This is a genomic window from Phreatobacter sp. (genome assembly GCF_022843985.1).
Classification (GTDB): Bacteria; Pseudomonadota; Alphaproteobacteria; order Rhizobiales; family Phreatobacteraceae; genus Phreatobacter.
The window spans coordinates 67,028-90,293 of the sequence record NZ_JALHMP010000010.1 but is presented as its reverse complement, the minus strand read 5'-3'; the positions used below and the strand labels follow the sequence as shown (position 1 = coordinate 90,293).

The 23,266-nt window shown below is 68.7% G+C and carries 20 protein-coding genes; 11 read left to right on the top strand and 9 right to left on the bottom strand.

The window, feature by feature from the left end:
• Position 1: 1 nt before the first annotated feature.
• The 4 genes from leuB to Q0C57_RS09160 all read right to left on the bottom strand — a co-directional run bounded on the left by leuB (position 2) and on the right by Q0C57_RS09160 (position 4,452).
• Complete coding sequence (leuB, locus tag Q0C57_RS09175) at positions 2 to 1,114, bottom strand: 3-isopropylmalate dehydrogenase (RefSeq protein ID WP_296575279.1); 1,113 nt, start codon at positions 1,112 to 1,114, stop codon at positions 2 to 4.
• A 122-nt stretch (positions 1,115 to 1,236) separates the two neighbouring features.
• The gene (locus Q0C57_RS09170; protein WP_296575276.1) at positions 1,237 to 2,316 is read right to left on the bottom strand and encodes a DUF4167 domain-containing protein; all 1,080 of its coding nucleotides are present in this window, start codon (positions 2,314 to 2,316) and stop codon (positions 1,237 to 1,239) included.
• 374 nt (positions 2,317 to 2,690) lie between these two features.
• Positions 2,691 to 3,746 (bottom strand): aldo/keto reductase, encoded by a 1,056-nt coding sequence (locus tag Q0C57_RS09165; protein WP_296575274.1) that lies wholly within the window; start codon positions 3,744 to 3,746, stop codon positions 2,691 to 2,693.
• Between the two features lie 58 nt (positions 3,747 to 3,804).
• Positions 3,805 to 4,452 (bottom strand): arylesterase, encoded by a 648-nt coding sequence (locus Q0C57_RS09160; RefSeq protein WP_296575271.1) that lies wholly within the window; start codon positions 4,450 to 4,452, stop codon positions 3,805 to 3,807.
• 97 nt (positions 4,453 to 4,549) lie between these two features.
• Here Q0C57_RS09160 and Q0C57_RS09155 point away from each other — a divergent pair, with 97 nt between their 5' ends.
• The 3 genes from Q0C57_RS09155 to Q0C57_RS09145 all read left to right on the top strand — a co-directional run bounded on the left by Q0C57_RS09155 (position 4,550) and on the right by Q0C57_RS09145 (position 8,880).
• Positions 4,550 to 5,269: an ABC transporter ATP-binding protein gene (locus Q0C57_RS09155; RefSeq protein ID WP_296575270.1), complete on the top strand. Its 720-nt coding sequence runs from the start codon at positions 4,550 to 4,552 to the stop codon at positions 5,267 to 5,269.
• Positions 5,266 to 7,845 carry an FtsX-like permease family protein gene (locus tag Q0C57_RS09150; protein WP_296575268.1) on the top strand — a complete coding sequence of 860 codons (2,580 nt, stop codon included), beginning with the start codon at positions 5,266 to 5,268 and terminating at the stop codon, positions 7,843 to 7,845. Before Q0C57_RS09155 ends, Q0C57_RS09150 begins: the two co-directional genes overlap by 4 nt.
• A 189-nt stretch (positions 7,846 to 8,034) precedes the next feature.
• Entirely contained in the window at positions 8,035 to 8,880 is an 846-nt protein-coding gene (locus Q0C57_RS09145) for a Bax inhibitor-1/YccA family protein (protein ID WP_296575265.1), read from the top strand.
• Positions 8,881 to 8,998: 118 nt separating this feature from the next.
• Here the strand turns inward: Q0C57_RS09145 and prmC are convergent, their stop codons facing one another.
• The 4 genes from prmC to Q0C57_RS09125 form a co-directional block, all read right to left on the bottom strand.
• Positions 8,999 to 9,856: a peptide chain release factor N(5)-glutamine methyltransferase gene (gene prmC / locus Q0C57_RS09140; RefSeq protein ID WP_296575263.1), complete on the bottom strand. Its 858-nt coding sequence runs from the start codon at positions 9,854 to 9,856 to the stop codon at positions 8,999 to 9,001.
• Positions 9,853 to 10,929 carry a peptide chain release factor 1 gene (gene prfA / locus Q0C57_RS09135; protein WP_296575260.1) on the bottom strand — a complete coding sequence of 359 codons (1,077 nt, stop codon included), beginning with the start codon at positions 10,927 to 10,929 and terminating at the stop codon, positions 9,853 to 9,855. The genes prmC and prfA overlap by 4 nt, the downstream gene beginning before the upstream one ends.
• The gene (gene ptsP / locus Q0C57_RS09130; protein WP_296575258.1) at positions 10,929 to 13,193 is read right to left on the bottom strand and encodes a phosphoenolpyruvate--protein phosphotransferase; all 2,265 of its coding nucleotides are present in this window, start codon (positions 13,191 to 13,193) and stop codon (positions 10,929 to 10,931) included. The genes prfA and ptsP overlap by 1 nt, the downstream gene beginning before the upstream one ends.
• 188 nt (positions 13,194 to 13,381) lie before the next feature.
• Positions 13,382 to 14,620 (bottom strand): aspartate kinase, encoded by a 1,239-nt coding sequence (locus Q0C57_RS09125; RefSeq protein ID WP_296575255.1) that lies wholly within the window; start codon positions 14,618 to 14,620, stop codon positions 13,382 to 13,384.
• A 126-nt stretch (positions 14,621 to 14,746) separates the two neighbouring features.
• Between Q0C57_RS09125 and ubiG the strand changes: the two genes are divergently transcribed.
• The 3 genes from ubiG to Q0C57_RS09110 all read left to right on the top strand — a co-directional run bounded on the left by ubiG (position 14,747) and on the right by Q0C57_RS09110 (position 17,767).
• Complete coding sequence (ubiG, locus tag Q0C57_RS09120; protein WP_296575252.1) at positions 14,747 to 15,499, top strand: bifunctional 2-polyprenyl-6-hydroxyphenol methylase/3-demethylubiquinol 3-O-methyltransferase UbiG; 753 nt, start codon at positions 14,747 to 14,749, stop codon at positions 15,497 to 15,499.
• 596 nt (positions 15,500 to 16,095) lie between these two features.
• Entirely contained in the window at positions 16,096 to 16,311 is a 216-nt protein-coding gene (locus Q0C57_RS09115) for a cold-shock protein (protein WP_296575249.1), read from the top strand.
• A 217-nt stretch (positions 16,312 to 16,528) separates the two neighbouring features.
• Positions 16,529 to 17,767 carry a ubiquinone biosynthesis hydroxylase gene (locus Q0C57_RS09110; RefSeq protein WP_296575247.1) on the top strand — a complete coding sequence of 413 codons (1,239 nt, stop codon included), beginning with the start codon at positions 16,529 to 16,531 and terminating at the stop codon, positions 17,765 to 17,767.
• Between the two features lie 21 nt (positions 17,768 to 17,788).
• Here Q0C57_RS09110 and Q0C57_RS09105 read toward each other — a convergent pair whose 3' ends face one another.
• Complete coding sequence (locus Q0C57_RS09105) at positions 17,789 to 18,319, bottom strand: gamma-glutamylcyclotransferase (protein ID WP_296575244.1); 531 nt, start codon at positions 18,317 to 18,319, stop codon at positions 17,789 to 17,791.
• 87 nt (positions 18,320 to 18,406) lie between these two features.
• Between Q0C57_RS09105 and Q0C57_RS09100 the strand changes: the two genes are divergently transcribed.
• The 5 genes from Q0C57_RS09100 (at position 18,407) to Q0C57_RS09080 (ending at position 23,232) form a co-directional block, all read left to right on the top strand.
• Positions 18,407 to 19,396 (top strand): DUF2125 domain-containing protein, encoded by a 990-nt coding sequence (locus Q0C57_RS09100; protein ID WP_296575241.1) that lies wholly within the window; start codon positions 18,407 to 18,409, stop codon positions 19,394 to 19,396.
• A 13-nt stretch (positions 19,397 to 19,409) separates the two neighbouring features.
• A complete protein-coding gene (locus Q0C57_RS09095; RefSeq protein WP_296575237.1) occupies positions 19,410 to 20,111 on the top strand; it encodes a GntR family transcriptional regulator in 702 nt (233 codons plus the stop codon).
• A gap of 232 nt (positions 20,112 to 20,343) precedes the next feature.
• Positions 20,344 to 21,723: an allophanate hydrolase gene (gene atzF / locus Q0C57_RS09090; protein ID WP_296575233.1), complete on the top strand. Its 1,380-nt coding sequence runs from the start codon at positions 20,344 to 20,346 to the stop codon at positions 21,721 to 21,723.
• A gap of 58 nt (positions 21,724 to 21,781) precedes the next feature.
• Positions 21,782 to 22,192: a hypothetical protein gene (locus tag Q0C57_RS09085; RefSeq protein WP_296575231.1), complete on the top strand. Its 411-nt coding sequence runs from the start codon at positions 21,782 to 21,784 to the stop codon at positions 22,190 to 22,192.
• 86 nt (positions 22,193 to 22,278) lie between these two features.
• Complete coding sequence (locus Q0C57_RS09080; protein ID WP_296575228.1) at positions 22,279 to 23,232, top strand: ABC transporter substrate-binding protein; 954 nt, start codon at positions 22,279 to 22,281, stop codon at positions 23,230 to 23,232.
• Positions 23,233 to 23,266: the final 34 nt, after the last annotated feature.

The following is a 23,266-nucleotide window of genomic DNA, read 5'->3' as shown; positions in this document are numbered from 1 at the left end:
GTCAGCCCGCCAGGTGCTGGAGTTCCTTGATGATGGCGTCGCCCATGCCGACGGTGCCGACCACATGGGTGTTGTCCGAGCGGATATCCGCCGTGCGCAGCCCCGAGGCCAGGACGTTGGTCACCGCCTTGTCGAGCATGTCGGCGGCCTCGATCGCCTTGAACGAATAGCGCAAGGCCATCGAGAAGGACGAGATCGTGGCGATCGGATTGGCCGCGCCGGTGCCGGCAATGTCCGGCGCCGAACCGTGGACCGGCTCATAGAGCGCCTTGCGCTTGCCGGAGACCGGGTCCTCGGCGCCGAGCGAGGCGGACGGCAGCATGCCGAGCGAGCCGGTCAGCATGGCCGCGACGTCCGAGAGAATATCGCCGAACAGATTGTCGCAGACGATGACGTCATACTGCTTGGGCCAGCGGACCAGCTGCATGGCGCAATTGTCGGCGAGGACGTGCTCGAGCGCGACATCGGCGAATTCCGCCTTGTGAACCCGCGTCACCACCTGCTTCCACAGGACGCCGGTCTTCATGACATTGTGCTTCTCGGCCGAGGAGACCTTGTTACGGCGGGTCTTCGCCAGTTCGAAGGCGACGCGGGTGATGCGCTCGATCTCGGATGTCGTGTAGACCTGCGTATCGATGCCGCGCTGCTGACCGTCCTCCAGCGTCACGATCTCCTTCGGCTCGCCAAAATAGACGCCGCCGGTCAGCTCGCGGACGATGAGGATATCGAGCCCTTCCACCACTTCCGGCTTCAGCGAGGAGGCCGCGGCCAGCGCCGGGAAGCAGATGGCGGGACGGAGGTTGGCGAAGAGGCCGAGATCCTTGCGCAGGCGCAGCAGGCCGGCCTCGGGGCGCTTGGAATAGGGCACGTCGGCCCATTTGGGACCGCCGACCGCGCCGAACAGCACAGCATCGGCCGCCTGGGCGAGCGCCATGTCGCTGTTGGAAATGGCCTCGCCATGGGCGTCGTAGGCGCTGCCGCCGACCAGGCCGCGCTCGGTCTCGAAGCCGGCGACGCCCTGCTTGCCGAACCAGGCGACGACCTTCTCGACCTCGGCCATTACCTCCGGGCCGATGCCGTCGCCGGGCAGGATGAGAAGCTTGTGCGTCGCCATGGAAATGTGTCCCCGTTCAGAGCGTTTGCGCGCTCTAGCGTTCCCGCCGGCTCAGGGCAAGGTCCCCGAACGCATGAGGGCGCGCCCTGCAGCGCGCCCCCTGAACCTCGCCCGTGTGGCGATCACTCGGCAGCGGGGGTCTTCTCGCCGGCGGGAGCCGCCGGATCATCCTCGACGCGCGGCGTGCGGCGCTTGCGGACACGGGGGGCGGGCGCCTCCCGTTCCTCGGCAGCTGCGGCGGCCGGGACGACGGCCGCGCCGCCGGTGATGAAGGAGGGCAGGCCGAGACCCGCCTCTTCCTCGCGCCGGGCCGGCGCCGGCTGGGACGGAGGGCCCTGGTCGGCATCAGGACCATCGCCTTCGAAGCTGCCGGGCTCGCGCCGGGCCTGCCGCTCGGCGAAACGCTCGGCGCGGCGGCGCTCGAAGCGCTCGCGCCGGCTCTCATAGGGACGCTGCCCGTCGCGGGGCATGCCCCCCTCGGCATCCGGTCCGGACCCGGCAATGTCGGGCTGATCACCGGCCACCACGTCAGGCTGCGGGCGGAGACGGTCCTGGCGATCAGGGCGGTCCTGGCGATCAGGACGGTCCTGACGATCCGGGAAGCGCTGGCCGCCACCGGGGAACCGGTCGCGATCACGGTCGCGATCACGGTCACGGTCGCGGTCGCGATCGCGATCGCGATCGCGATTCTGCCCCTGGAAGTCGCGCTGCCCCTGGAAATCACGCTGGCCCTGGAAGTCGCGCTGACCCTGGAAATCGCGCTGGCCCTGATAGTCGCGCGGCTGGCCGCCGGCGAAATCCCGCGGCGGCTGGGGCGGCAGTTCGGGCTTGGCCTGGACCGGGGATTCGAAGCGCTTGTCGAAGGGCGAGGCGAAATCGTCGTCGTCGTCGTCCTCGCCGTCATCCTCGACCTGCTGGCCTTCGATGCGGGGCGCCTGCTGCTGGCGCAGCGCCTCCTGGGCAGCGGCGATGAGGCGGAAATAATGCTCGGCGTGCTGGAGATAGCTCTCGGCGGATACGGGATCGCCGGATGAGTGGGCATCGCGCGCCAGCTGCAGATATTTCTCCGCGACGTGCTGGGCGGTCCCGCGAATCTTCACGTCGGGCCCGTTCGACTCGTAGCTTCGGGAGAGCGGATTGGGGCCCTTGCCGCCGCCGCGATTGTTGCGGCCACGCATGCGCTTGTTGTTGCTGTTTCTCATGTCGGTCCTTTATCGACCTCCTCAAGCGGAGCACGCGTCCAAGCGATGCATCCGGATCCTTCGGCGGAGCGCAGACAGACCTCGCAGGCATCTCGCGCCCGGCCTTGCCGCGTCCGGCAGTTCAACGATCTTCAGGGTTCAGGGCGACGGCTGACCATCCCGCCCTTCGCGCCTCGCGCGCGCCTCGTCCTTCATTCGGGATCGGATCATGGCGCCCCTCGCGCCCTGGCTCCGACGTGCCAAACCCCACCAGACCTGTTTGCTGTTGTGTTCGATGCGCGGATATGACCCCGGGCCGCAACGAATCTTGTGTTCGATTGTTTAACTGGTCGCAAGCTGGATTCCAAGCGGTTTCTCGGCCGGCATCCCTACCGTCAGGGCGCCGGGTTGCCCCTGAGCTGGTGGACGGCGTCGATGGCCGCGAGGGTGTCGGGAGAGAGGATCGTCTCGCCGGCGTCGATGGCGGTCTTCAACTGGGCCATGGAGGTCGCGCCGATGATGGTCGAGGTGACGAAGGGGCGGCTGGCGACGAAAGCGATGGCCAGGGTCGCGGGGTCAAGGCCGGCCTCGCGCGCGATGGCAACATAGTCCCGGATCGCCGCCTCCGAGCCAGGCTTCTGGTAGCGCTGCTGGCGGTCGAAGAGCGTCACGCGCGCGCCCGGCGGGCGGGCACCGTCGAGATATTTCCCCGTCAGGAAGCCCTGGGCGAGGGGCGAATAGGCAAGCAGCCCCACCTGTTCCCGCAAGGCGATCTCCGCCATCGCGGTCTCGTAGGTGCGGTTGAGCAGGTGATAGGCGTTCTGCACGCTCTGCACCCGCGGCAGGTCGCGCTTCTGGCTCTCCTTCAGGAACGTCATGGTGCCCCAGGCGCTCTCGTTCGACAGGCCGATGAAGCGCACTTTCCCCGCCCTGACGAAATCGCCGAGGACGTCGAGCTGCTCGCCGATGGTCGTGTCGTCGGCGCGCGGCGCCCAGCCCTCGGGGTCGAAGCGCGTCGGATTGGCGCCGAAGGGCGCGGCGCGCTCCGGCCAGTGGAGCTGGTAGAGGTCGATGTAGTCGGTACCGAGCCGCTTCAGGCTCTGGTCGAGCGCGGTCTGCATCTGCGCGCGCGTCAGCCGCGTCGCCGCGCCATCGGGCCGAAGCCATGTCATGGGGCCGGCGCCGGCGACCTTGGTGGCGAGGATGATGTCGTCGCGGCGGCCGTGCTTCTTCAGCCAGGTGCCGATGATCCGCTCGGTGGCGCCATAGGTCTCGGCCTTCGGCGGCACCGCATACATTTCCGCCGTGTCGAAGAAGGTCACGCCGCGCGAGACGGCATAGTCCATCTGGGCATGGCCCTCGGCCTCGGTGTTCTGCTCGCCGAAGGTCATGGTGCCGAGGCACAGGGCGGTGACGTCGAGGCCGGTGCGGCCGAGGGGACGGGTCTGCATGCTGTGCGCCGATCGCTGCGGGGAGGACGGCCGTGGTTAGGAAGGGAAAACCCGCCGGTCAACCACCGCGGCGAGATCGTACCTGTGCGATCAGGTCCTCGACCTTCGGCAGGATGCGCCGGACGATGACGTCGACGCCCTTGGCATTGGGGTGCATGCCGTCCGCGAGATTCAGGCCCGCCTCGCCGGCGACCCCGTCGAGGAAGAAGGGGTCGAAAAGCACACCGTGCTTGGCGGCAAGGTCCGGGAAGATCGGATTGAAGGCCGCCCCGAAGGTGCTGCCCATATTGGGCGGCGCCACCATACCGGACAGGAGAACAGTGATGCCGCGCGCCTTCAGGCGGGTGACGATCGCGTCGATATTGCGCCGGGTGACCGCCGGATCGATGCCGCGCAGGGCATCGTTGGCGCCGAGTTCGACGATGACGGCGTCGACGCCATCGCCCACCGCCCAGTCGAGCCGCTCGAGGCCGCCGGAGGAGGTATCGCCGGAGACGCCGGCATTCTCGACGGTGACGGCATGGCCCCTGGCCCGCAGCGCCGCCTGGAGCCGCACCGGAAAGGCCTCGGCGGGACCCAGCCCGTAGCCGGCGGTGAGGCTGTCACCGAGGGCGACGATGCTGACGGGTCGCGCCTGTTGAGCGCCAGCCGGCGCGCCGGACAGGGCCAGGACCAGGGCGGTCAGGCCGATCACGAACTGTCGCACGAGGTTTCCCTTTCCAAAGCCTGCTGCCGTTGCCATCTAGGGTCTTAGGTGCAATGCCGCAATGCGCGGCGCGAGACGAGCGACCGACATCATGCCCATGCCGACCGAAACGCCCCTCCGGGCGCCCGACGCCATCGTCATCGACACGGTCGAACTCTCGCTCGGGCGCGGCGCCTCGCGTGTCCACATCCTGAAAAACCTGTCGCTGTCGATCGCGGCGGGACAGTCGGTCGGCCTCGTCGGTCCGTCCGGCTCGGGCAAGTCGACCCTCCTCATGGTGATGGCCGGCCTGGAGCGACCCGATTCCGGCCGCGTGACGGTGGCGGGAACCGACATCACCAGTCTGGACGAGGACGCCCTCGCGCGCTTCCGCGGCCGCCATGCGGGTATCGTCTTCCAGTCGTTCCACCTCATCCCGACGATGACCGCGCTGGAGAACGTCGCCGTGCCGCTGGAGCTGGCGGGAGCGCCGGATGCCTTCGACCGGGCCGCCGACGAGCTGGACGCGGTCGGCCTCGGCACCCGCCTCAACCACTACCCGACGCAGATGTCCGGCGGCGAGCAGCAGCGCACCGCGCTGGCGCGCGCCCTGTCGGTTCGCCCCGACATCCTCTTCGCCGACGAGCCGACCGGCAATCTCGACGAGGCCACCGGCCGCACCATCATCGACCTGATGTTCGCCAAACAGGCCGAACGCGGCGCGACGCTGGTTCTCGTCACCCATGACCGGGCGTTGGCCGAACGCTGCGACCGCGTCGTGCGCCTGCGCTCGGGCGTCATCGTCGAGGACAGCCGCGCGGCGGAGCGGGTGGCGTGAGCGGCTTCGTCGCACGGCCGCGCCGCCTGCCCACCGCCATCCGCCTCGGCCTGCGGGACCTGCGCGGTGGCTTCAGGGGCTTCGGCACCTTCATCGCCTGCATCGCGCTCGGCGTCGCGGCCATCGCCGGCGTCGGCTCCTTCGCGCGCGGGCTGGTGGAGGGCCTCGCGCGCGAGGGCCGCGTCATCCTCGGCGCCGACGCCTCCTTCCAGGTGCTGCACCGCGAACTGCCGGAGGCGATCGTCCAGGCCCTGGCGGAGCGCGGGGTGGTCGCCACCATGGCGACGACGCGCGCCATGGCCCGTACCCCGGCGGTGGGCGATGCCGCCAAGTCCTCCCTGGTCGAGATCAAGGCCGTCGATCCCGGCCTCTATCCGCTGGTCGGCAGGCTCGAGACCGAGCCGGCCCTCAGCACGCCCGAGGCCCTCGCCGTCGTCGACGGACGGGCGGGCGTCCTGGTCGAGCCGGCGCTGCTGGCCCGTCTCGACGTCAAGGTCGGCGATTCCATCGTGCTCGGCGATCTGCCGGTGCGGATCGCCGGCGTCATCCGCAGCGAGCCCGACAGGCTCGCCGGCGGGCTCGGCTTCGGCCCGCGCCTCCTGCTGTCGCTCGACACGTTCCGCCAGACCGGACTGATCCAGCCGGGATCGCTGATCCGCTGGATGTACCAGCTCGATCTCGGCTCGAGCCAGGCGACCGATGCCGACCTGCGGCGGGTCGTCGCCGATATCCGGGCGCGCTATCCCGATGCCGGCTTCGAGATCCGCACACGGATGAACGCCTCGCCGCAGCTGACGACGCAGATCGAGCGCTTCTCGCAGTTCCTGACGCTGGTCGGGCTGACCGCGCTGCTGGTCGGCGGGGTCGGCGTCGCCAATGCGGTGGCGAGCCTCGTCGACCGCAAGCGCGACGACATCGCAACGCTGAAGGCGCTCGGCGCCACCGGCGGCATGGTCTTCGCGGCGACGCTCACACAGGTCGGGCTCCTCGCCCTCGTCGGCACGGCGATCGGGCTGGCGGTCGGCGCCATCCTGCCGGCGGCCGTGGTGGCGGCCTTCGGTGCGGCAATCCCGATCCCGGTCGCCACCGGCGTCCAACCGGGCGAGCTGGCAACGGCGGCCGCCTATGGCCTGCTGGTGGCGCTCGCCTTCGCCCTCTGGCCGCTCGGCCGGGCCCATGACGTGCCGGTGTCGGCGCTGTTCCGCGACACGGTCGACGGCGAGCGGCGCTGGCCGCGGCCGCGCTACCTCGCCCTGGTGGCCGCCACGCTGGTCGTGCTCGTCGGCCTGTCGGTCGCGACCTCGTTCAATCCGCGCCTCGCCCTCGGCTTCATGGCGGGTGCCGCCGGCATCTTCATCGCGCTGCGGCTGGTGGCGGCCGGCATCATGGCGCTGGCCGCCCGGATGCCGCACTCGCGCCGCACCAGCCTCCGGCTGGCCGTCGCCAACCTGCACCGGCCCGGCGCGCTCACCCCCTCCGTGGTGCTCTCCCTCGGCCTCGGCCTGACCCTGCTCGCCGTCATCGCCCTCGTGGATGCCAGCTTCCGCCGCCAGATCGAGGAGGCGCTGCCGGACCGGGCGCCGTCCTTCTTCTTCGTCGACATCGTCAATGCCGAGGCCGCCCGCTTCGACGCCTTCATCGCCGACAAGGCTCCGGGTGCCGACCTCAACCGGGTCCCGATGCTGCGCGGCCGCTTCGTCCGCCTCGGCGGCCGGCCGGTCGAGGAGATCCGTGCCGGCGACGACATTGCCTGGGCGCTGCGCGGCGATCGCGGCATCACCTATGCGGAGAGCCTGCCGCGCAACTCCCGCATCACCTCCGGCGACTGGTGGCCGGCAGATTATAACGGCCCGCCGCTGGTCTCCTTCGACGAGCGCATGGGCCGCGGCTTCGGGCTGAACCTTGGCGACGAGGTGACCGTCAACGTGCTGGGACGCAACATTACCGCACGGATTGCCAATTTCCGACACATCCAGTGGGACAATCTCGGGATCAATTTCATTGTCGTCTTCTCGCCAAACACCTTCAGGGCAGCGCCGCATGCCCATCTCGCCACCCTGACCTACCGCCAGCCCGCCTCGGCGGCCGAGGAGATCGCACTCCTCCAGCAGGTGGCGGCCGCTTTCCCGGCGGTCACCACGGTGCGGGTCAAGGATGCACTGGAGGCAGTCGGCCAGTTGGCGACACAGATCGCCACCGGCATTCGCGGTGCCAGCATCGTGACGCTGGTGGCGGCCATCCTGGTGCTGGCGGGCGCGCTCGCCGCCGGCCACCGGGCCCGGGTCTATGATGCAGTCATCCTCAAGACCCTCGGGGCACCACGGGCCATGCTGATCCGGACCTATGCGCTGGAATATGCACTGCTCGGCACGGTAACGGCGCTGTTCGGCCTCGCCACCGGCTGCGTCGCCGCCTGGGTGGTGACGACCCAGGTGATGACCATCCCCTTCGCCTTCGCGCCGTTGCAGGCGCTGGGGATCATCGTGCTGGCCATCGTGCTCACCGTCGGCTTCGGCCTGGTGGGCACCTGGCGGGCGCTGGGCGAAAAACCCGCTCCGGTTCTGCGCAACATGTGAATGAAACAGGACGGTGACAGTCCTGTCCCCGGCCATGTGAGGACTTGCGACAAAGGGACGCGAAGCCTCACCAATGCTGGTCCGGAGCGGGTCGGGGTCTTGTTTCCGTCATGTCCTCAGCCATATTGGGTAGCGGATGACAGATCCTGACCAGGGTCCGTCTTTTAGGGGAAAGCCAGAGGTTCTTCCATGTCGCACTACGATCCGAATGCCCAGGCCTATGGCGGCTACGGTTATGGCCAGCCAACGGCCGTTCAGCAGGCCCAGATCGACCAGGGCCTTCGCTCCTACATGGTCGGCGTCTACAACTACATGATGATCGGCCTGGCCATCACCGGCATGGCCGCCCTGGGCATCTACATGCTCTCGGTCACCGGTGACGCTTCGCTCGCCCAGCAGACGGCGCGCGGCGCCATGCGGGTGTCCGGCGGCCAGTTCCTGACGCCCTTCGGCGCCTTCCTGTTCGCCAGCTGGTTCAAGTTCGTCGTCATCCTCGCACCGCTCGGCGTGGTGATGCTGCTCTCCTTCCGCGCCGACCGGCTGAGCGCCCCCGCGGCCCAGATCACCTTCTGGATCTATGCGGCGCTTGTCGGCGTCTCGCTGACGACCATCCTGCTGGTCTATGCCCACACCTCGGTCGCCCGCGTGTTCTTCATCACTGCGGCCGCCTTCGGTGCGCTGTCGCTCTATGGCTACACGACCAAGCGCGACCTCTCGGGCATGGGCACGTTCCTGATGATGGGTCTCTTCGGCCTGATCATCGCCATGCTGGTCAATATCGGCATCGCCGCCTTCACCGGTACGCCGTCGACCATGCTGCAGTGGATCATCTCGGTGGTCGGTGTTCTGATCTTCGCAGGCCTCACCGCCTATGACACGCAGAACATCAAGAACGAGTACATCTACAGCCTGGCCTATGCGAATGACGGTTCGATGGTGCAGAAGGCCGCCATTTTCGGCGCGCTGCAGCTCTACATCAACTTCGTCGGCATGTTCCAGTTCCTGATGGCTCTGCTCGGCCAGCGCGAGGAATAAGTCCGACGACCGATCCGGCACTCCGATCCGACAACCCCCGGCCACAAGGCCGGGGGTTTTGCTTTGTCGGGGTCGGCAACGACGACCTTGCGGCGACCGGGCGGGGCGGTGCCCCGCCTCAGCCGGCGGCGAAGACCAGCGCCCGCGGAATGCCGGAGAGGTCTGAGATGAGGCGTGTCAGCCGGAACCGGCAAGCGCGGGCGATACCGGCGACGTCAGGGGCCTGGCCGATGCCGATCTCGACCGCGACATGGCCTCCCGGGACCAGCACCCGGCCGGCATCGGCAAAGATGGCACGATAGGCATCGAGCCCGTCCGCGCCGCCATCGAGGGCGAGGCGCGGGTCGTGCAGTGCGACCTCCGGTTCGAGGCCATCACAGTCAGCCGACGGGATGTAGGGCGGGTTGGAAACGATCAGATCGAAGGGACCGTCGAGGCCTTCGGTCCAGCGGCCCTCGGCGAAAGCCGCGCGGTCCGCGAGCGCGAGGGCACGGGCATTGTCGCGCGCTGCCGCGAGCGCCTGCGCCGAAAGGTCGATGCCGAGACCGGAGGCCTCGGGGCGCTCACTGAGGATTGCGAGCAGGACGGTGCCGGGCCCGACGCCGAGGTCGAGGATCCGGGCCTGAGCATCGGCCGGCAGCAGGTCCAGCGCCGCGGCCACCAGCGCCTCGGTATCGTCGCGGGGGATCAGGCAGGCCGCGTTGAGCGCCAGGTCGAGGCCGTGAAAGGCGCCCGTCCCAATGATCCGGGCCACCGGCTCGCGGGTGAGGCGGCGGGCGATGAGCGCCTCGATGCGGTCACGCTGCGCCGGGTCGAGGCACGTGCCGGCGGCGGCACCCGGCAGGGCCGGGTCGAGGCCCGTGGCCAGCCGCAGCAGGATGCGCGCCTCGCTGGCGGCCGCCTCGATACCGGCGGCCGCCAGCCGTTCGGCGGCGAGGCGCCGCGCCATGGCAAGGTTGGTGCCGGACGGGATCACGCCGCGCTGTCCAGCGCCAGAAGCCCGGCCTGGTGATCGGCGATGAGGGCGTCGATGATCTCGCCGAGGGCGGTACCGGCCATGATCTCCGGCAGCTTGTAGAGGGTCAGTTCAATCCGATGGTCAGTCACCCGCCCCTGCGGGAAATTATAGGTGCGGATACGCTCGGACCGGTCGCCCGAGCCGACCTGGAGGCGGCGGTCCTCGGCCCGCGTGGCGGCGAGGCGGCGGCGCTCCTCGTCGAAGATACGCGAGCGCAGGATGGCCATGGCGCGGGCGCGGTTCTTGTGCTGCGAGCGCTCGTCCTGGACCAGCACGACGGTGTTGGTGGGAATATGGGTGATGCGCACCGCCGACTCGGTCTTGTTGACGTGCTGGCCGCCGGCGCCCTGGGCCCGCATCACGTCGATCCGGAGATCGTCGTCGTTGATCGCGACATCGACCTCCTCGGCCTCGGGGAGAACGGCGACGGTCGCTGCGGAGGTATGGATCCGGCCGCCGGATTCGGTCGCCGGCACGCGCTGGACCCGGTGGACTCCGCTCTCGAACTTCAGTTTCGCATAGGCCCCGGCGCCGCGGATCTCGGCGACGATCTCCTTGAAGCCGCCGACCGTCCCCTCGCTGGCCGAGATGAGTTCCATGGCCCAGCCCTGCAGGGCGGAATAGCGCTCATACATGCGGAACAGATCACCGGCGAAGAGCGAGGCCTCATCGCCGCCCGTTCCGGCGCGGATCTCGAGGATGGCGTTCTTCGCGTCGGCCGCATCCTTGGGCAGGAGGGCGAGGCGGAGCTGGTGCTCCAGCGTCGCGACGCGCGCCTCCAGCGCCGGCTTCTCCTCGTGGGCGAGGTCGGCCATGTCGCGGTCAGTGGCGGGATCGGCGAGGAGCTGTTCGATGTCGGCGAGTTCGGCCCGGGCGGCGCGCCAGGCATTGATCGCCTCGACCACCGGCGTCAGTTCGGAGAACTCGCGCGACAGGGTCACATAGCGATCGCCCTCGACGCCGGCGGAAAGCTCGGCCTCGACGAGGTCGCGCCGCACGACCAGGGCCTGAAGCTTGGCGAGCGGCAGCATCAGAGGCTCACGCCCTCGGCTTCGGCGAAGTCGCGCAGGCGCTGGCGGATCGACTGGCCCTGGCGCGGCTGGTCGATCAGATCGTCGAGCAGCGCGGCAAAGCGCGAGAGGTCGAGGTCGAGCAGCATGGACTTCACCGGGCCCATGGCGGCCGGCGAAAGCGACAGCGACCGGTAGCCGAGGCCGGCCAGCGCCATGGCCTCCAGCGGCCGGGAGGCGAGCTCACCGCAGAGTGTGACGGACTTCCCATGCTCGCGACCCTTGCGGGCGAGGCTGCGGAGGGCGCGCAGGATGGGCGGTGTCAGCACGTCGAAACGGTTGGCGACGCGGTTATTGCCGCGATCCACCGCGAACATGAACTGGACGAGGTCGTTGGAACCAACCGACAGGAAGTCGACCCGCGGCAGGAGCTCGTCCAGCTGGAACAACAGGGCCGGTACCTCGACCATGACGCCGACCTGGACCCGTTCGGGCATGCGGTGGTCATGGCGGCGCAGATGGGTCAGCTCGCGCTCGACGATGGCCTTGGCGGCATCGAACTCCTCGATGGCCGCGACCATCGGGAACATGATGCGCACCTCGCGACCGGCGCCGGCGCGCAGCATGGCGCGGATCTGGCTGCGCAGCAGGCCGGGGCGATCGAGGCCGAGGCGGATGGCGCGCCAGCCCAGGGCCGGGTTCTCTTCCTGGATGACGTCCATGTAGGGCAGCACCTTGTCGCCGCCGATGTCTAGGGTGCGGAAGGTCACGGGACGGCTGCCGGCGGCGTCGAGCACCTTGCGGTAGAGGTCGAGCTGCTCGGCGATGCGCGGCAGGGCGTTGGCCACCATGAACTGAAGTTCGGTGCGGAACAGGCCGATGCCCGAGGCACCGGTCTCCTCCAGGAAGGGCAGGTCGACCATCAGGCCGGCATTGAGGTTCAGCTTGATCTCGACGCCGTCGCGCGTCACCGCCGGCAGGTGACGGATGGCGGCATATTGCGCCTGACGGCGGGCGCGGAACCGCACCTTCTCGGCATAGGCGCTCTCGACGTCACCGGTCGGCCTGAGATGCACCTCGCCGGTGGCCCCGTCGATGATGATGGCATCGCCGGGATCGGCAAGGCTGGTGACGTTCTCGGCCTGGCCAACGGTGGGGATGCCGAGGGCACGGGCGACGATGGCGACGTGGCTGGTCGCGCCACCCTCCTCCAGGACAAGGCCGCGCAGCTTGGTGCGGTCGTAGTCGAGCAGCGCCGCCGGCCCCATGTGACGGGCCACGACGATGGCGTTGTCGGGCAGCTCCATCCGCACCTCGCCCTTGGCACCGGTGAGCTGGCGCATCAGCCGGTTGGCGAGATCGTCGAGATCATGCATCCGTTCGCGCAGATAGGGATCGGTCTGGCGCATCATGCGGGCACGGTTGTCCGACTGGACGCGCTCGACGGCCGCCTCGGCCGTGATGCCGGTGCCGATCGCCTCCTTCAGACGGCGCACGAAGCCGCGGTCATGGGCGAACATGCGATAGGCTTCGAGGATGTCCTTGTGCTCGCCGCCGCGGGCGACATCCTCGGCGTCCAGCATGTGGTCGATCTCCGCGCGCAGCGACTCGATCGCCGCCTCGATGCGCAGGAGTTCGCGGGCCGGATCATCGGCGATGAGCTTGGTGACCTGGATGCGCGGCTCGTGCAGGACGACATGGCCGAGGCCGACGCCCTCCGCCAGGCCCTCGCCCGGCAGATGCAGCGGGCGACGGGCGGCGGGTTCCTGGCCGGGCGGGGCGAGTGCGGAGAGCTCGCCCGAGGCGATCATCTCCGCCAGCACCATCGAGGTCGTCTGCAGCGCCTCGACCTCGTCTTCCTCATATTTGCGGTGGGCGCGGTTCTGCACGACGAGGACGCCGAGCGTGTTGCCGCCGCGCAGGATCGGCACGCCGAGGAAGGAGTGGAAGATCTCCTCGCCCGTTTCCGGCTTGAAGGCGAAGGAGGGATGCTCCTGGGCGTCAGACAGATTGAGGGATTCGGCGGTCTGCGCCACCAGGCCGACCAGGCCCTCGCCGGCGCGCATCACGGTGAGGTGGACGGCTTCCCGGTTGAGGCCCTGGGTCGCATAGAGTTCGAGCGTCGCGTCGACGCGCAGGACATAGACCGAGCAGACCTCGGCCACCATGTTGGCCGCGATCAGAACCACGATCTTGTCGAGGCGTTCCTGCGCCGAAATCTGCTCCGCCATCACCTCGCGGAGGCGGCGGAGCAGGAGGCGCGGACCGCCGAATGCGGAGCGCATCGGCATCGTCACGATCTGGGCGGTGAGCCCGTTCCTGAGCATAAGACGCGGCGAGCCTCTGCCGCAGAATCCACCATTAAGGTGGTGGTGACGGTTTGCAAAGCCGGTCGCAGGCACCCTGCCGGCCGCAAGGCCGCCCAGGGGCCGCTGGCGGACGGGCCGCCGGGGGGCGACCCCGGCGATGATGATCACCCGGCCTTGTCGAGACCGTAGAGCGTGTGGAGGGTGCGTGCGGCCAGTTCGGTATAGGCGGCGTCGATCAGCACGGAAAATTTGATCTCCGAGGTGGTGATGGCGCGGATGTTGATGCCCTTGTCGGCCAGCGCCTGGAAGGCTTTTGCCGCAACACCGGCATGGGAGCGCATGCCGACACCGATGCAGGAGACCTTGACCACGTCAGAGGCGGTTTCCAGCGCCTTGAAGCCGATGGCCTGGCGCGCCTCCATCAGGACGTGGCGCGCCCGCTCGAGATCGGCACCCGGACACGTAAAGGTGATGTCCGTCGTCGCGCCGTCGGACGAGACGTTCTGGACGATCATGTCGACATTGATATTGGCCTCGGCGAGCGGGCCGAAGATCGCGGCGGCCACGCCCGGCTTGTCGGCGACGGCGCGCACACTGACCTGGGCCTCGTCCTTCGAGAAGGCGATGCCGGTCACGACCTGCTTTTCCACGATTTCCTCCTCGTCGCAGATGAGAGTGCCCAGTTGCGGGTTCTCGGGATCGTCAAAGGACGAGCGGACATAGGTGCGCACGCCATGGATCATTGAAAGCTCGACGGAGCGGACCTGCAGGACCTTCGAGCCCAGCGAGGCCATTTCCAGCATTTCCTCGAAGCCCACCTTGTCGAGGCGGCGGGCCTTCGGGACGATGCGCGGGTCGGTCGTATAGACCCCGTCGACGTCGGTGTAGATGTCGCAGCGTTCGGCGCGGATGGCCGCGGCGACGGCGACGGCGGAAGTGTCGGAGCCGCCGCGCCCCAGCGTCGCGATGCGGTTCGTCTCGCGCGAGACGCCCTGGAAGCCGGAAATGACCGCTACTTCCCCTTGGGCGAAGGCGGCATCGAGATGGGTGGCGGGAATGTCGGCGATGCGCGCCACAGCATGGGCCTCATCGGTGATGATCGGCACCTGCCAGCCCTGCCAGGAGCGCGCCTTGATGCCCATGGCGTTGAGGACGATGGCAAGCAGACCGGAGGTCACCTGCTCGCCGGCGGCGACCACGGTGTCATATTCGGCGAGGTCATGAAGCGGTGCGGCCTCCTTGCACCAGGCGACCAGTTCGTTGGTCTTGCCGGACATGGCGGAGACGACCACGGCCACCTGATAACCGGCCTCGATCTCGCGTTTGACGTGCCGCGCGACGTTCTTGATGCGGTCGACATTGGCGACGGACGTGCCGCCGAACTTCATCACGAGGCGAGGCATGGCTTGAAAACGATCCGGCGCCAGCGGCGCCCCTTGGGTCAAAAAGGCGCGTAGTCATAACCATCGATCGGATGTAAGGCAACGCGGGAGACCGTCCGTCCGACGACTGCCGAGGACCGGAAGCCCATGCACCCGACCGAGACGCCGACGCCCACCACGCTCGACCCCGGCGAGGTCGAGAAGTTTTCCCGCCTTGCCGCAGAATGGTGGAACCCGACGGGCAAGATGGGGGTGCTGCACAAGTTCAACCCGGTCCGGCTCGCCCACATCCGCGAGATGGCCTGCCAGCGGTTCGGCCGCGACCGGACGGCCCTGGACGCCCTTACCGGCCTGTCGGTGCTCGATATCGGCTGTGGCGGGGGGCTGCTCTGCGAGCCTCTCGCCCGCATGGGCGCCAGCGTCACAGGGATCGACCCGGCCCGGACCAATGTCGAAACGGCGCGCCTGCACGCCAAGCTTTCCGGCCTGGACATCGACTATCGTTGCACGACGGCAGAGGAACGCGCCGCGGCGGGCGCGTCCTTTGACATCGTCCTGGCGATGGAGGTTGTCGAACATGTGGCCGACGTCGCCCTTTTCGTCAGAGCCTGCTCGGCGTTGGTGAAGCCCGGCGGACTGCTGGTGATGGCGACAATCAACCGCACCATGAAAAGCTACGCGCTGGCCATCGTCGGCGCCGAATATGTGCTGCGCTGGCTGCCGCGCGGCACCCACGAATGGGACAAGTTTGTCACACCTGCCGATCTCGCGGGGGAGATGACCGCCAACGACCTCTCCGTCATCGACCGCAAGGGCGTGCGCTACGACCTTCTGCGTGACCGCTGGGTCGAAACCTCCGATCTCTCGGTCAATTACATGCTGACCGCCGGGCGCGGCTGACATTTCCGCAATCTTCCCGCGTTGGACGCGCGCGCCGGGCCTGCTAGGCTCTCGCCATGCGCCATGCGGTCCTCGTTGTCGCCGTCGTCAGCGCCGTTCTTGCCACAGGCCGCGAGAGCGCGGCCCAGCCACGCGCGACAGATCCGGCAGCCGAAATCGTCCAGCGCCAGCCCTTCACGCCCGGCCCTCCGGTGACCATGCCGCCCTGTACCTGCCGTGCAGCCGGCAAAAGTTGGATCGTCGGGGAGACAATCTGCCTCAAGACCCCCAGTGGGGAGAGGCTTGCTGTCTGCACAACCGACGAAAATGTTACAACGTGGCGTATATCACCTGTCCCATGCGCGACGTCTTCTTTGACGCCATATAGATCGGCGCAGATGACGCAGCGAAACGCCTGCTGATTCACCCAAAAGGGGCTGTGCAGTCCCAAAAATCCGAGTTACGCTTCTTTCTGGCTCTCAGATCCGGGCGGCGAGGATCTGGCGGCGATCCGGTCCCACCATGGTTCCGGAGCATCGCGGACATGTGCTGATCCGGAGCTCTAGCAGGTTCGCAATCGTGCGGAACCGGCAGTGCATTCGGAAAGGCTGACCGGCATGTCGATGACGGGGACCGTCAAGTTCTTCAACACTGAGAAAGGCTACGGCTTCATCAAGCCGGACGATGGGGGCAAGGACATCTTCGTCCATATTTCAGCTGTCCAGCGTTCGGGCCTCGCAAGTCTCGCCGAGGGGCAGAAACTGGAGTTCGAACTCGAACCCGACAAGCGCGGCAAGGGACCCAAGGCGGTCAATCTCGCCGTGCGCGGCTGATCCGCGGGGACCGCTCTTGCGGTAAGGGGCGGCGCGAGGTCGGTTTCATCGCCTCCGCGCGCGCAGGGGCCTTGCGCGTTGATCAATGTCGCGCGCGCCCCCCCGGCGAAACTCTCCGGTCGAGCGCCCGGACCGATCCAGGCCTGATCCGCGAATGTGAACGTCCCGGCATGCGGTTCCGATTTCTTCGGGCCCCGACTTCCGCTAAATCCCGGTCATGAGCCAGGATCCGACATCGCCCGCCCGCACCGCCATTCTCATCGCCGGGGGCGGCCTCGCCGGTCTTTCCCTCGCCGTCGCGCTCAAAACATCGCTCGGCCACACGTTCCACGTCACCGTCGCCGATCCCGCGCTGGGAGCGCCGCCATCGGAGTCCAGCAGGGCGTCGGCCTTCGCGGCGGCGGCGCGCCGCATGTTCGAGGCAACGGGCGTCTGGGACGCCATCGCGCCGGACGCCCAGCCGATCCTCGACATGGTGGTAACCGACAGCCGGACGCTCGACGTGGTGCGACCGGTCTTCCTGACCTTCGACGGCGAGGTGGCCCCCGGCGAGCCTTTCGCCCATATGGCGTCGAACGCCGTGGTGACGCGGGCCCTGAAGGATCGCGCCCGGGCGCTGGGCGTGACCTTCCTGGCCTCCTCGGTGGCCGCCTTCGAGGCTGGCGCGGGGGAGGCAAGCGTGACGCTGGCTGACGGCCAGGTGATCGCGACGCCGCTTCTGGTTGCCTGCGACGGCGGACGCTCGCGCCTGCGTGACCTCGCGGGGATCCGCACGGTCGGCTGGGACTATGGCCAGTCAGGCATTGTCTGCACGGTCGGCCATGAGCATGACCACGAGGGCCGTGCAGAAGAACACTTTCTGCCGGCCGGGCCTTTCGCCATCCTGCCGCTGACGGGCCGGCGCTCGTCGATCGTCTGGACCGAGGAGACTGGCCGGGCGGAACGGCTGTGCCGGCTGCCGCGCGAACTGTTTCTCGATGAACTCGAGACGCGGTTCGGCCACCGCCTCGGCGAGATCTCCCTCCTCGACACGCCCGCGGCCTATCCGCTCGGCCTGAAGGTGGCGCGCGACTTCGTGGCACCGCGCCTGGCCCTGGTGGGGGACGCAGCCCACGTCATTCATCCCATCGCCGGCCAGGGCATCAATATGGGCTTCCGCGACGTCGCCGCGCTTGCCGAATGCCTCGCCGATGCGGCCAGACTCGGCATGGACCACGGCGCAGCCGACGTGCTGGCCCGCTACCAGCGCTGGCGGCGCTTCGACACGACGGTCATGGGTGTCACGACCGACGGGCTGAACCGGCTCTTCTCCAACGGCTCGCAGCCGGTCCGTTTCGTGCGCGACCTCGGGCTCGGCCTTGTCGATAGGCTGCCGGGCCTGAAGAGCTTCTTCATCCGCCAGGCCGCCGGCATCACCGGCGACGTCCCCAAGCTGCTGCGCGGCGAAATGCCCTGACGCCCGAAGAGGCCGGGAGGGCTAGAGCCGCCCGGCCAGCCAGTGCAGGTCACGGTCGCGGAAACCGAGCTCCTCGATCGCCTTCACGGTGTTGAGAACATAGTCGGGATTGGCGCCGGAACGGCCGTGTCCTTGGCGGACGATATGGAGCTGACGGTCGAGCGGCAGGCGGCCGGCATATTGGGCATGGCCGCGGTCGACGATATAGGTCAGGGCGCGGACACGGGGCCGGTCGGGTCGCTCCAGCGTGACGTTGCGATAGACCTCGAGATAGACCGAGGTCGCCTGTTCGCGCGCGCGCAGATAGGCGATGGTCTCGTCGGCCTGGGCTGCGGCGACGCGGAAGGCCATGCCCCGGCAGGTGCCGCCGCGATCAAGGCCGAGGACCAGGCCAGGTTGCTCGGGCGTGCCGCGGTGGACATGGGAATAGACGCAGAGCGACCGGTGCAGGCCGACGAGGCGGGCGGGATGGCGCTCGACGAAGACAAAGCCCGGTCGCCAGATCAGCGAACCGTAGCCGAAGACCCAGAGATCGCCGGATTCATGCTGCATGCGACTTGACGGGGTGAGGGACGAGTCCTGAAGGTTCTGCTATAGACCCAGCCCTTCCTGTGCAAGCATCCCCGCCGGACGGAGCCCATGCGACCACGCACCATCATCCTGCCCCTCGCCGTCGTCGGTATCGCCATCGCCGGCTGGAGCGCCGTCTGGGCCTGGGGCGCCGGCCGCGCCGAGGACGCCGTCCAGCGATGGCTCGCGGCGGAGGCCGCCAATGGCCGGGTCATCCAGTGCGGCGAGCGCTCGCGCGGCGGCTATCCGTTCCGCATGGAGATCACCTGCAGCAAGCCCATGGTAGAGCTGCGGGACGAGGCGCGCCCCTACCAGACCTACCGGTTCGAGACGCTGAAGGTGGTCTCGCAGATCTGGAGCCCGGGCCATGTCATCTCCGAATGGACCGGCCCGATGACGGTGGTGACGGAGGGGGATCCCTCGGTCATCACGGCGACATGGCGGCTCGCCCAGGCCTCCGCCCAGTTGCAGATCGGCGGCTACGACAGTTCCAATGCGGTGATCGACGGGCTCGAGGTGGTGCGCGACGGCGTGACGCTGGTGAAGGCGGCGCGCGGCGAACTGCACACGCGCCCGAACCGCACCGACCCCGTCAGCATCGATGTCGTCGCCAGCCTCAAGAGCGCGACCTTTGCCGTCCGCCCCATGGCGCCGGTCGACGCGGAGATTCAGTTCGTCGCCCGCAAGCTGCTGCGAAACCCCAGCCGGGCTCAGATTCTGCCGGTGCGGCAATGGCAGGCGGCGGGCGGGGCCATCGACCTCGTCCTGCTTCGCCTCGTGCAGGGACCGGCGGTCGCGGTCGCCAAGGGCACGCTGCGCCTGACGCCGGAGGGCAAGCCGGACGGCGAGATCGAGCTCAGGGTGGCCAATGTCGAGGCGGCGCTACAGGCGAGCGGCCTCGGCGCCACGCTCGGCCCTCTCGCCGCCGGGGCGATGACGCTGGCGAGCCGTCCGACGGATGTCGAAGGCAAGCCCGGACGCATCTTCAACCTGCGGGCGACGGACGGGCGCCTGCAGATCGGCCCCCTCCGCATCGCCCTGCCCACCATCGCTCCCTGACGGCGGACCCGAGATGACCGCGACGACATTGCCCGTCGACCCGGGTGCCCGCCGGCCGGGCGGGCGGGGAACGCGCACCGAGGAACTCCAGACCCGACTCGCCGAAGCCATCGTCACCGGGCGGCTGAAGCCGGGAGCCGCCCTCGACGAGGTGCAGATCGCCGCCGAATATGCGGTGTCGCGCACCCCGGTGCGCGAGGCTCTGCGGCAATTGTCGGCGTCCGGACTGGTCGAGATCCGGCCGCATCGCGGCGCCGTCGTCGCCAAGCCGGACCATGCCCAGTTGCGCGACATGTTCGCCGTCATGGGTGAACTGGAGGCGCTGAGCGCCGGGCTCAGCGCCGCGCAGATGAACCGGTCCGAACGCGCGGCGCTGGAGGAGTTGCACGGGTCCATGGCCGTCCTGGTCCGCGCCGGCGACCTCGACGCCTACAGCGCAGCGAACATCGCCTTCCACGTCAGCATCTACCGGGGATCCCATAACAGCTACCTCGCCGAGCTCGCCTCCGCGACGCGCCGCCGGCTGGCACCGTTCCGGCGCGCCCAGTTCGAGGGCCGGGACCGCCTCACCCGGTCGCACCACGAGCATAGCCTGGTCGTCCAGGCGATCCTGCGGGCCGACAGCGCGCGCGCCGCGGCCGCCATGCGCGAGCATATCGGCCTTTCCGCCCGCGCCTGGGACGATCTGGCCAAGGCGACGACGGAAGCGATATGACAGGCAAATGCATGCTTTATGAGCACATTTTGCGATCATCGGCGTAATTGCATACAATCGCGTGATGCGTGTCCGCCCCTCTACGCGGTGCCCCGCGAACCCATTTTGTCAATATCTTTCAATAGCTTGATATTCACCACCCGGGTGGTCTGTCCGGTGGCATCCCTGGAACGCCCGGGCACGGCTGGTTTGGCACGTGCATTGCGACATGCCCTGCGCACGAGCAGGATCCATGTACAGCGAAAGCGCAACCACGATCGCCAATCTCCATGCCGGCTATGCCGGCGGAACGCCCGTCGCGGCGACGGTTTCGGCCGTCTATCGTCGTATCGCGGCGGTGGATGATCCCGGCATCTTCATCCACCTGCGTCCCGAGGCCGATGTGGCGGCGGCGGCGGCGGCCCTGCCGCCTTTCGATCCCGTCGCCTTTCCGCTCTGGGGCATACCGGTCGCGGTGAAGGACAATATCGACGTTGCCGGCCTGCCGACGACGGCCGCATGCCCCGCCTTTTCCTGCGTGCCCGTGCGGTCCGCGACCGTCGTCGAGAAGCTCGTGGCGGCCGGCGCCCTCGTCATCGGCAAGACCAATCTCGACCAGTTCGCCACCGGTCTCGTCGGGGTGCGCTCGCCCTATCCGATCCCGCGCAACGCCTTCGATCCGGCGCGCGTGCCAGGGGGCTCGTCATCGGGCTCGGCTATCGCCGTGGCGCGGGGCATCGTGCCGATCGCGCTCGGCACGGACACGGCGGGCTCCGGCCGGGTGCCAGCCGGGCTCAACGACCTCGTCGGCCTCAAGCCCTCGCTCGGGGCCCTCTCCACCCGGGGCGTGCTTCCGGCCTGCCGGACGCTCGACTGCGTCTCGGTCTTCGCGCACAGCGTCGACGATGCATTCGCCGCCTATGCGGTGATGCGCGGCCTCGACCGCGAGGACGCCTATTCGCGGCCGGTGGCGCAGGACCTGCCGTCGGAGGTCACGCCGATCATCCGGCTGGGCGTGCCGCGCGGCGCCGACCGCCTGTTCTTCGGCGACGCCGCCATGGCGGATGCCTATGCGGCGGCGCTTGACATCGTGACGCCGCTCGCCGCCAGCACCACCGAGATCGATTTCACCGCCTTCTTCGCCGTGGCGAAACTGCTCTACGAGGGTCCCTGGGTGGCCGAGCGCCATGCCGCGATGCGCGCCTTCCTCGCAACCCATGCGGCCGACGTGCATCCGGTGACGCGGATGATCGTCGGGGCCGCCGAGCGGTTCTCCGCGACCGATGCCTTCGAAGGGCTCTACAGGCTGGCGGCGCTGAAGCGCGCGACGGAACAGGTCTGGGACCAGGTCGAGGCGCTGGTGGTGCCGACGGCGCCGGTCTTCCCGACCCTCGCCGACCTCGCCGCCGATCCCATCGGCCCCAACAGCCGTCTCGGCACCTACACCAATTTCGTCAACCTGCTCGATCTCGCTGCGCTCGCCGTGCCGGGACCGTTCCGCGCCGACGGGCTCCCGGCCGGGATCACCCTGATCGGACCGCGCGGCAGCGACGCGGCGCTCGCCCGGCTCGGCGCAGCCTTTGTCGCGGCGGCGGGCGAGCGGCGCCATGCCGCGTCCCCGGCTGCAGCGTGAGGCGGTAAGAGGCCATGGCGATGCAGCACCCCATCAACAGGAGCCTCGGGAGGCCGCCTTGGCGGACATGATCGAAATCGTCGTCGTCGGGGCCCATCTCTCGGGCATGCCGCTGAACGGTGAACTGGCCAGCCGGGGCGCCAGCTTCCGGCGCGTCGTGCAGACGATGCCGGACTACAAGCTCTATGCGCTGGCCGGCGGCCCGCCGAAGCGACCCGGCCTGATCCGGGTTGCGGCAGGGACCGGGGCGGCCATCGCCTGCGAGGTCTGGGCGCTGCCGCCGGCAGGCTTCGGCACCTTCGTCGACACCATCCCCTCGCCGCTCGGCATCGGCACGCTGAAGCTCGCCGACGGCACCATGCCGAAAGGGTTTCTGGTCGAACCCGAAGGCCTCGCCGGCGCCGAGGACATCACCGCCCATGGCGGCTGGCGGGCCTATATCGCCGCGCTTTCAGGCCAGGCCGCATGACTGATCGCATTCCCCGCCCGACGGACGGGCGGGTCGCACAAGCAGACGGGATCCAACCCGCAACCCCTTCCAACGGAGTCACCCACATGATCGTTCGCCGTCACTTCCTCATCGGCGCCGGCCTCGCTGCCGGCACGCTTTCCGCCCCCTCCGTGCTGCGCGCTCAGGAGCGCGTGATCAAGATGGGCTCCCTGCGCCTCATCCACTCCATGCCGCCGCATTTCTACGAGCGCTTCGCGCCGGCCGGAACCAAGATCGAGATCATCACCTTTGACAGCCCGACCGACGGCAAGAACGCGGTCGTCACCAAGTCGGTCGATTTCGGCGCCTTCGGCATCGCGGCGGCGACCCTGGGTGCCGCCGCCGGCGAGCCGGTGGTCGTGGTCGGTGCCTTCTCCAACAGGGGCATGGGCGTCGTTTCCAAGGCGGGCTCCGACATCAAGACCGTCAAGGACCTGAAGGGCAAGCGCGTCGGCATCTGGCCGGGTTCCACCCAGGAAGTCTTCATCATGGAGCGCCTGCGCATGGAGGGCCTGTCGATCCGCGACGTCACGGCGGTCCGCGTTCCCTTCGGCGAGATGCACGCCATGCTGTCGCGGGGCGATATCGACGCCTATGTCGGCGCCGAGCCGGGCCCGGGCCTGTCGATCTCGTCGGGTGTCGGACAGTTGGTCGAATATCCCTACGGGACCAATATGGGCGGCCTCAACATGATCTTCGCCACCCATGAGGACACCGTGTCCGGCAGGCCCGACCTGGTGAAGGCGGCGCTCGGCGTCCACCGCAAGGCGGTCGAGTTCATGGTGGCCAACAAGCAGGCCGTCGCGGACATGACCGTTCAGCGGCTCGGCGCCAACCGCGCCGCGGTCGAACATGCGCTCGGCGCCAACAATGTCGAATATGTCTGGAAAATGGACGAGACCATGCTGCGCCAGGCCCGGACCTATGCCGAGCAGATGCTGTCGCTGCGCCAGATCCGCGCCCTGCCGGACTTCGCCAAGTTCCTCAACCCGAAGTTCTCCAACGAGATCTCCGCCTGATCCGGCTGAACGCACCGGCGCCGTCCGCATGGCG

Excerpts from the sequence above, each read along its gene's own strand:
- leuB (WP_296575279.1), bottom strand. The coding sequence starts at position 1,114 with ATGGCGACGCACAAGCTTCTCATCCTGCCCGGCGACGGCATCGGCCCG.
- Q0C57_RS09170 (WP_296575276.1), bottom strand. The coding sequence starts at position 2,316 with ATGAGAAACAGCAACAACAAGCGCATGCGTGGCCGCAACAATCGCGGC.
- Q0C57_RS09165 (WP_296575274.1), bottom strand. The coding sequence starts at position 3,746 with ATGCAGACCCGTCCCCTCGGCCGCACCGGCCTCGACGTCACCGCCCTG.
- Q0C57_RS09155 (WP_296575270.1), top strand. The coding sequence starts at position 4,550 with ATGCCGACCGAAACGCCCCTCCGGGCGCCCGACGCCATCGTCATCGAC.
- Q0C57_RS09145 (WP_296575265.1), top strand. The coding sequence starts at position 8,035 with ATGTCGCACTACGATCCGAATGCCCAGGCCTATGGCGGCTACGGTTAT.
- prfA (WP_296575260.1), bottom strand. The coding sequence starts at position 10,929 with ATGCTGCCGCTCGCCAAGCTTCAGGCCCTGGTCGTGCGGCGCGACCTC.
- ptsP (WP_296575258.1), bottom strand. The coding sequence starts at position 13,193 with ATGCGCTCCGCATTCGGCGGTCCGCGCCTCCTGCTCCGCCGCCTCCGC.
- Q0C57_RS09125 (WP_296575255.1), bottom strand. The coding sequence starts at position 14,620 with ATGCCTCGCCTCGTGATGAAGTTCGGCGGCACGTCCGTCGCCAATGTC.
- ubiG (WP_296575252.1), top strand. The coding sequence starts at position 14,747 with ATGCACCCGACCGAGACGCCGACGCCCACCACGCTCGACCCCGGCGAG.
- Q0C57_RS09115 (WP_296575249.1), top strand. The coding sequence starts at position 16,096 with ATGTCGATGACGGGGACCGTCAAGTTCTTCAACACTGAGAAAGGCTAC.
- Q0C57_RS09110 (WP_296575247.1), top strand. The coding sequence starts at position 16,529 with ATGAGCCAGGATCCGACATCGCCCGCCCGCACCGCCATTCTCATCGCC.
- Q0C57_RS09105 (WP_296575244.1), bottom strand. The coding sequence starts at position 18,319 with ATGCAGCATGAATCCGGCGATCTCTGGGTCTTCGGCTACGGTTCGCTG.
- Q0C57_RS09100 (WP_296575241.1), top strand. The coding sequence starts at position 18,407 with ATGCGACCACGCACCATCATCCTGCCCCTCGCCGTCGTCGGTATCGCC.
- Q0C57_RS09095 (WP_296575237.1), top strand. The coding sequence starts at position 19,410 with ATGACCGCGACGACATTGCCCGTCGACCCGGGTGCCCGCCGGCCGGGC.
- atzF (WP_296575233.1), top strand. The coding sequence starts at position 20,344 with ATGTACAGCGAAAGCGCAACCACGATCGCCAATCTCCATGCCGGCTAT.
- Q0C57_RS09080 (WP_296575228.1), top strand. The coding sequence starts at position 22,279 with ATGATCGTTCGCCGTCACTTCCTCATCGGCGCCGGCCTCGCTGCCGGC.